A 7,600-nucleotide genomic window follows, 5' to 3' on the forward strand; every position below is an offset into this window, starting at 1 on the left:
CTTCTTTAAGCTTTTCTGCAATCATTTCCTGTGACGGAGTCTGGAATGCAGGACATTCGAAGTACTGATTGAGGTAGCGGCCTGCGATACCAAGTTCTGATTCCATAATCTGACCGATATTCATGCGGGAAGGAACACCGAGCGGGTTCAAACATACATCGAGTGGAGTACCGTCTTCAAGGTATGGCATATCTTCTTCCGGAAGGATTCGTGCAACGACACCTTTGTTACCGTGTCGACCAGCCATTTTGTCACCTTCACGGAGTTTTCGTTTGTTAGCAACGAGAACTTTAACAACTTCATCAACGCCTGGGTTCAAATCATCGCCTTCGCTTCTCTTCAAACGCTGAACGTCAATTACAACACCTTCAACGCCATGTGGAAGTCTGAGTGAAGAATCGCGTACTTCTTTTGCCTTTTCACCGAAAATTGAGTTCAAAAGTTTGAATTCCGGAGTTGTTTCAGTTTCTGATTTTGGTGTTACTTTACCAACGAGAATATCGCCGGAACGTACTTTTGCACCAACGCGGATGATACCTTCAGCATCAAGGTTGTCCAGAGTTTTTTCTGCAGTATTTGGAACATCGCGGGTAATTTTTTCTGGTCCGAGTTTTGTTTCGCGGATTTCAACCTGGAATTCTTTGATATGTATAGAAGTATACATATCCTCTTTTACTACGCGGCGGCTGATAAGAACAGCGTCTTCATAGTTATATCCGTTCCAAGGTACGAATCCGACGAGAAGGTTTCGTCCGAGAGAAAGTTCACCATTGAAAGTTGCAGGACCATCAGCAAGGACAGCACCTTTTTCAACCTTTTCACCGCATTCAACTGTCGGGCGCTGGTGATAACATGTATCCTGGTTAGTTCTCTGATATTTGAGAAGAGGATATTCGTCAATAAGACCGTCTTCACTTCTCTTGATTTTAACCATGTCGCTTGTAACCCAGATAACTTCACCAGCGTGTTTTGCCTTAACAAGAACACCTGAATCGTAAGCAGCACGACCTTCCATACCTGTACCAACATAAGGTGGTTCAGGGAAGAGCAAAGGTACACCCTGTCGCTGCATGTTACAGCCCATGAGCGCACGGTTAGCGTCATCGTGTTCAAGGAACGGAACGAGAGAAGCTGAAACAGAGATAACCTGACGTGGAGAAACGTCCATGTACTGAATGTCTTTTGCAGCGCGAGTAGTATAATCTCCCTGATGACGTACAGAAACCATTGTTTCAGGACCGTTTGCAAATGAACCGTCGTCCTTCATGCCTTCTGCAACCTGACCGACGTAGTAGCGGTCTTCGTCCATTGCTGAAAGATACTCGATTTTATCGGTTGCCTTTCCGTTTTCTACCTTGCGGTATGGAGTTTCAAGGAAACCGTAATCATTGATCTTTGTGTAAATAGCGAGCGAGACGATAAGACCGATGTTCGGACCTTCAGGAGTTTCAATCGGACACATTCGTCCATAGTGAGTATAGTGTACATCACGAACTTCGAAGCCTGCACGGTCTCGTGAAAGACCACCTGGACCCAAAGCGTTAAGACGACGTTTGTGTGTAAGTTCAGCAAGAGGGTTAACCTGATCCATGAACTGAGAAAGCTGTGATGAACCGAAGAATTCTTTAATTGCAGCAACAATTGGTTTGATTGAAATCAAATCCTGAGGCTTCATTGTTTCGGTTTCTTTAAGACTCATGCGCTCTTTTGCAATTCGCTCCATGCGTGCAAAAGCAGTTTTGAGCTGATTTGTCATCAATTCACCAACTGAACGGATTCGACGGTTGCCAAGGTGGTCAATATCGTCGATTTTTTCATTGCCGTTGTAAACATTGATGAGATGTTTCATTGTCTGAATGATATCATCTTTTACAAGAGTGAAATCTTCATACGGAGTTTCATAGTTGAATTTTTTGTTGAGCTTATAACGACCAACACGTCCCAAATCATAACGGCGGATTGAGAAGAACATGCTTGTCAAATCTTTTTCTGCATTTTCTACAGTCATCGGTTCGCCAGGCATAAGAACTGCATAAACAGCAGAAAGTGCATCTTCTTTTGTTGGTTCTTCGTTTTCAGCGCCTTCTTTTGTATATTTGATGTCTTCGCGTTCAAAACAATTGATAATCATTTCACTGTCGAGTGAAGGATTCCATTCGTCTTTATCGTCAGGATTTTTTCGTGCATCAAATTTAATTACGCAGATTTCTTTGATATTCTGTGCAAGAAGATCATCGATATCATGCGGATGAAGTTTAGTACCTGCACGGAAAAGTTTTTTATCTTCATCGCCGTCTTTAATGATAACAGCAGAAGCAAGAACTTTATCAACAAGTGAGTCTTTTGACTTTTCATCAACTGAAGCATTCTCTGTTTCGTAGAAACATCGGATAATTTCTTCGCGGGTTGAATATCCTAAAGCACGGAGGAAAATTGTACCGAGAATCTTCTTTTTGCGGTCGATTTTTGCATAAATAAGTTCTTTTTTCTGGTCGATTTCAAATTCAAGCCATGAACCGCGATAAGGAATGATTCTTGAAGAATAAACTCCCTTTTCATGATTAAAGATTACACCTGGAGAACGGTGAATCTGAGAAACAACTACGCGTTCAGCACCATTGATGATAAATGTGCCACGGTCTGTCATGAGCGGAATATCGCCCATATAAATATCTTTCTGCAAGATTGCACCAGACTTAAGGAAGTTAAGGTTAATTCTTGCTTTTAAAGGAACAGCATAAGTCTGTCCTTTCTGTTTACATTCAAGTTCAGAAAATTTAATGTTCTCTTCATCAAGTTCATAGAACTCATATTCGAGAGTCATTTCGCCATCAGGACTTTCAATTGGGAAAGTTGAAGAAAAAGCTTCCTGTAAGCCCTGTTCAAGCGGCTTTTCACCACGATCTAATCTGTCTTTTTGAAGGAATGTTTCGTAAGACGAGGTCTGAATGTCAATAAGATTAGGAATTTCCATGAAATTATGGATATCTTTTCCGTAATATTGACGATTGATTGTTCTGCTTTTAGCGAACATCCATTTCTCCTGGAAGGGGTTTGCTTAATTTAACTGCTACATCACAATCTTTTTTGTATGACATACAAAATTAAAGGACAGCACAGAATAAAAAGCACGGTTTATTAAATGAATAAAAGCCTACGCATGAAACAATATCTGCTGCACACGTAAGCCTCATAAACTGGTTTAAGAAATCTTTGATTTCTGATTAAAAAACTGATGTATAAGCACCTGTTTTTTATTATTTCTTAGAAGCCTTACCACCAGCTTCTTCGATTTTCTTGATGAGATCATCAGCATCTGCCTTTGAAACACCCTCTTTGAGTACTTTTGGAGCACCTTCAACAAGAGCTTTTGCATCGCCAAGACCAACACCGAGTGCTTCTTTAACAACTTTGATAACAGGAATCTTTTTAGCTGCATCGAAGCTTTCGAGAGTTACAGTGAACTCTGTCTGTTCTTCTGCACCAGCTGCTGCTCCACCAGCTGCTGGACCTGCTGCTACTGCAACTGCTGCTGTAACACCAAATTTTTCTTCCATTGCTTTAACGAGTTCTGAAGCTTCGAGAACTGTCATGTTAGCGATTGCGTCAAGGATCTGATCCTGTGTGATTGCTGCCATATTATCTTCTCCTAAATAGGCAAGGTTCTTATGAACCATAAAATTGTAAAGCGGGCAGAACAAACTGAACTGCTTTTTCCGCTAATATATTTGTTGCAGGGACAGTCGACAGCTATTGAAGCCTGACCCCGCTTCAACCAAAGGCTAAATTAGTTTGCACCCTCAGCTGATTTTTTATCAACATATGCCTGCAAAGTAGCTGCGAGCTTCTGAACAGGACCATTGATTGTAGACATGAGCATTGCGATAAGCTGTTTTTTGCCCGGAACTTTTGAATAAGCTTCGATTTTAGCCTGATCGTAAATCTCATTGCCAATATAACCGCCCTTAATAACAAGAGCTTCATTGTCTTTTGCAAAATCAAAAAGAACTTTTGCAGCTTCGTTTGAGTCTTCTTTAGCCATTACAACAGCTGTAGGACCTGTAAGATAATCTGCAACATTTTCGATTTTGAGTTCTTCAAAAGCAACTTTTGCAAAGTTGTTTTTTACAACTTTAAGTGGAGCTTCATGCTCGCGGAGTTTGTTACGGAGAGCAGTAATCTGTTCTACTGTTAAACCGCGGTATTCAGCAAAGATAAAGTCGTTATATTCAGAAAAAACCTTTTTTGTTTCTTCGATAGCCTGAGTTTTAGCAGGCTGGAGAGCTTTTGCCATGATAGCCATAAATTATGCCTCCTCCTTAACGTCTACCCAAACGCCAGGACCCATTGAAGAGCTTACTGACACAGAGCGAACGAAATCTGCTTTTGCATCAACCGGCTTTTTGCGGTCAATTTCTGCAAGAAGTGTTTTTGCGTTCTCAGCAACTTTAGCTGCATCCATAGAAACTTTGCCGACAGCAATATGGATAATACCAGTTTTATCAGCACGGAATTCTGTACGACCCTTTTTAAGTTCATTGATTGCAGAAACGATATCGTTTGTTACAGTGCCTGTTTTAGGGTTAGGCATAAGACCTTTGCGTCCCAAAACCATACCCAAGCGGCCTACATCTTTCATCATGTCAGGAGTTGCTACTGCGATATCAAAATCAAGCCAGCCACCCTTAACTTTTTCGATGTATTCTGCAGCACCTGCATAAGCAGCACCTGCATCCAAAGCCTCTTTAGCACGTTCGTCAGAACAGAATACGAGAACTTTCTTTTCTGCTGTAAACTGATTTGGGAATACCAGTGTATCACGCATTGTCTGGCTCTTTCCAAGATTAAGAGCAACGTGGAGTTCAACAGTTTCGTCAAATTTTGCGAAGTGAACGTCTTTTACGATTTCACAAGCCTTTTCGATTTTGTAAGCCTGTGTTGAGTCGAACTTTTTGAGAGCGTCAGTATATTTCTTACCGTGTTTCATTAGTTAGCCTCCACTTCTACGCCCATTGAACGAGCTGTTCCGGCGATGATTTTTTTGCAAGCTTCAAGGTCGTTTGCATTAACATCAGGCATCTTTGTTTTTGCAATTTCTTCAAGCTGAGCCTGTGTAAGTTTGCCAACCTTGTCACGAAGTGGGTTTCCAGAACCTTTTTCGAGTTTGAGCGCTTTCTTGATAAGAACAGCAGCTGGTGGAGTTTTGAGGATGAAAGTGAATGATTTATCCTGATAAACTGTAATTACAGCTGGGATAACCAGACCTTTTTCCATGTTCTTTGTTCGTTCATTGAACTGCTGACAGAACTGTGGTGCAGAAACACCTTTAGGTCCCAAAGCAGGTCCAATTGGCGGTGCAGGAGTTGCAGCTCCGGCAGGTGCCTGAATTTTGAACACTTCAACAATTTTTTTTGTAGCCATTTTATAGCTCCTATATTGGTAATGAAGATTCTGCCTGTTACGGCTTTATCTTCTAGCGGAACACCTTTGTCCAACGGACTTGCGTTCCTCCCATTTTAATTTGCTATTGAACTAATTTTTCAACCTGAGCAATATCAACTTCAACTGGAGTGGCACGACCAAAAATCTGTACCATAACACGAAGTTTGCTCTTATCTGCATAGATTTCTTCTACAGCACCACTGAACGATGCAAACGGACCTTCGTTAATCTTTACCTGATCACCGATATTATAAATCTGCTTAATGCGGATATTCTTTTCGCCTTTTATATCACCAGAACGCTGCAAAATATTGCGAACTTCATCGTTTGAAATTGGACGCGGCCGCTGATTTGGATTAGTTCCAACAAATCCTGTTACACCCTGAATACTGCGGATTGCAGAACAAACTGTCTTCCAGCCGATATCAGGAAGATCCATTTCAAGCATTATATACCCAGGAAGAAATTTATTTTTGCGGGATTTTCGTTTACCGTCTTTAATTTCTACAAGTTCTTCAACAGGAACTTTTACATCTGAAATAACATTAGAATCAAGCTCACCTTCTTCAAGTTTCATACGAAGCGTGCGCTCAATTTTATTTTCATAACCAGTGTATGTATGAACGATATACCAGCCCTTTGACATAAGAAACGCCCCTTAAGCTTTAAAGATTAAGCTCATGCCTGCACTAAACAAGAAATCAAGAGCGCCAAGGACAACAGCAATAATAATTGTAGAAATAAGAACAACTTTTACAGATGCAACTACATCATCACGTGTCGGCCACGTAACCTTACGAAGCTCAGCACCACATTCTTTAAAAAAACCAAATACTTTTGCCATGATAATCCTCAAACAAAAAACAGAAAGATTTTGAATTTTCTGACTTAAATATCAGGCCCGGCAGGACTCGAACCCGCGACACTCGGTTTTGGAGACCGATGCTCTACCAACTGAACTACAGGCCTATTTTATTTAAAACCGCCAGTAAAACACGACGGTTTAAGATACTAAATTATTTTGCCTTTGTTTCTTTGTGCAAAATTTCTTTACGACAGAACGGGCAATACTTATTCTTTTCGAGCTTACCCTGAATATTTTTGCGATTTTTAGTAGTTGTGTAATTCTTTCGTTTGCACTCTGTGCACTGTAAAGCAATAATATCAATCGCTGTCTTTTTCTTGCTACCCATTTTATTTACTCCTAAAATAATATTCTTAAAAAATTAGGTTTAGCTCCCGAGCGGAATCGGACCGCTGACCTCAGCACTACCAATGCTGTGCTCTACCAACTGAGCTACAAGAGCACACAAAGATGTGTTCAAAAAATATATCTGACAAGCCGATTTGTGTCAAGAGATAAGCTCTGTAAATTTTATATATTTACTAATTATTTAGCATTTGAAACAGACTCCGTAATCCAGGAATTTCCCCCGATAACAGAACCTTTTCCAATTACAGTTTCTCCGCCTAAAATCGTTGCATTAGCATAAATGGTAACATCATCTTCAATGGTAGGGTGACGTTTTGTATTTTGAAGAGTTTTTTTAACACTCAATGCACCTAAAGTCACTCCCTGATAGATTTTTACATTTTTACCGATGACAGAAGTTTCGCCGATTACAACACCGGTTCCATGATCAATAAAAAAACTTTCGCCGATTTTTGCACCAGGATGAATATCAATACCGGTTTTTCCATGAACATGCTCGCTCATTATGCGAGGAATAACAGGAACTCCACACTCATGAAGAAAATGTGCAATTCTGTAGACAATTATTGCTTCAAGCCCCGGATAAGAAACGATAACTTCATCTCCGCTTTTAGCAGCAGGATCGCCATTAAAAGCCGCAATTGCATCTAACCTGGCAAGCCGTCTGATTTCTGGAATTGCTTCAATCATGGCAAGAGAAGTTTTTTCGGCAAGCGAAAAGCAATGAGAATCCTTTACCTGAGATTTTTCATCATGCTGAATTGATTTATAAGTCAAAGCCTTTTCTATTTCTTTTGTAAGCAGCGCTACAATCCTGTTAACCCGCTGACCTGTAATATACCGTAAATTTACACTGTCAAGCTCTTCGGCTGTTTTATACCCCGGGAAAATAAGACACTGAATATCATGGAGAACAGCAACGACATTTTCCCTGTTAGGAAAATT

General features: G+C 40.6%; 9 protein-coding genes and 2 tRNA genes. All 11 read right to left on the bottom strand.

Translation table 11 applies throughout. The features are described from left to right. On the bottom strand, nt 1-3,034 hold a 3,034-nt coding region (gene rpoB, locus ACKI5B_RS07070; RefSeq protein WP_407427218.1), incomplete at its 3' end, for a DNA-directed RNA polymerase subunit beta. Nucleotides 3,035-3,257: 223 nt separating this feature from the next. Next, nucleotides 3,258-3,638: a 50S ribosomal protein L7/L12 gene (gene rplL, locus ACKI5B_RS07075; protein ID WP_407427220.1), complete on the bottom strand. Its 381-nt coding sequence runs from the start codon at nt 3,636-3,638 to the stop codon at nt 3,258-3,260. A gap of 149 nt (nt 3,639-3,787) precedes the next feature. Then, a complete protein-coding gene (gene rplJ, locus ACKI5B_RS07080; protein ID WP_407427222.1) occupies nt 3,788-4,303 on the bottom strand; it encodes a 50S ribosomal protein L10 in 516 nt (171 codons plus the stop codon). A gap of 3 nt (nt 4,304-4,306) precedes the next feature. Beyond that, on the bottom strand, nt 4,307-4,987 hold the full coding sequence (rplA, locus tag ACKI5B_RS07085) for a 50S ribosomal protein L1 (RefSeq protein WP_407427224.1): 681 nt from the start codon (nt 4,985-4,987) through the stop codon (nt 4,307-4,309). Next, entirely contained in the window at nt 4,987-5,421 is a 435-nt protein-coding gene (gene rplK, locus ACKI5B_RS07090; RefSeq protein WP_407427226.1) for a 50S ribosomal protein L11, read from the bottom strand. The genes rplA and rplK overlap by 1 nt, the downstream gene beginning before the upstream one ends. Before the next feature lie 103 nt (nt 5,422-5,524). Further along, nucleotides 5,525-6,088 (bottom strand): transcription termination/antitermination protein NusG, encoded by a 564-nt coding sequence (gene nusG / locus ACKI5B_RS07095; protein ID WP_407427228.1) that lies wholly within the window; start codon nt 6,086-6,088, stop codon nt 5,525-5,527. Between the two features lie 12 nt (nt 6,089-6,100). Then, nucleotides 6,101-6,286, bottom strand: a complete 186-nt coding sequence (gene secE / locus ACKI5B_RS07100; RefSeq protein ID WP_407427230.1) for a preprotein translocase subunit SecE — start codon at nt 6,284-6,286, stop codon at nt 6,101-6,103. A 52-nt stretch (nt 6,287-6,338) separates the two neighbouring features. After that, a tRNA-Trp gene (locus ACKI5B_RS07105) sits at nt 6,339-6,411 on the bottom strand. A 47-nt stretch (nt 6,412-6,458) separates the two neighbouring features. Next, the gene (gene rpmG / locus ACKI5B_RS07110) at nt 6,459-6,635 is read right to left on the bottom strand and encodes a 50S ribosomal protein L33 (protein ID WP_191014272.1); all 177 of its coding nucleotides are present in this window, start codon (nt 6,633-6,635) and stop codon (nt 6,459-6,461) included. A gap of 41 nt (nt 6,636-6,676) precedes the next feature. Next, nucleotides 6,677-6,749, bottom strand: a tRNA-Thr gene (locus tag ACKI5B_RS07115). 83 nt (nt 6,750-6,832) lie between these two features. Continuing rightward, nucleotides 6,833-7,600, bottom strand: a 768-nt coding sequence (gene epsC / locus ACKI5B_RS07120; RefSeq protein ID WP_407427232.1) for a serine O-acetyltransferase EpsC, incomplete at its 5' end; no start/stop codon positions are given.

It is taken from the genome of Treponema sp. (genome assembly GCF_045657965.1).
Classification (GTDB): domain Bacteria; phylum Spirochaetota; class Spirochaetia; order Treponematales; family Treponemataceae; genus Treponema_D.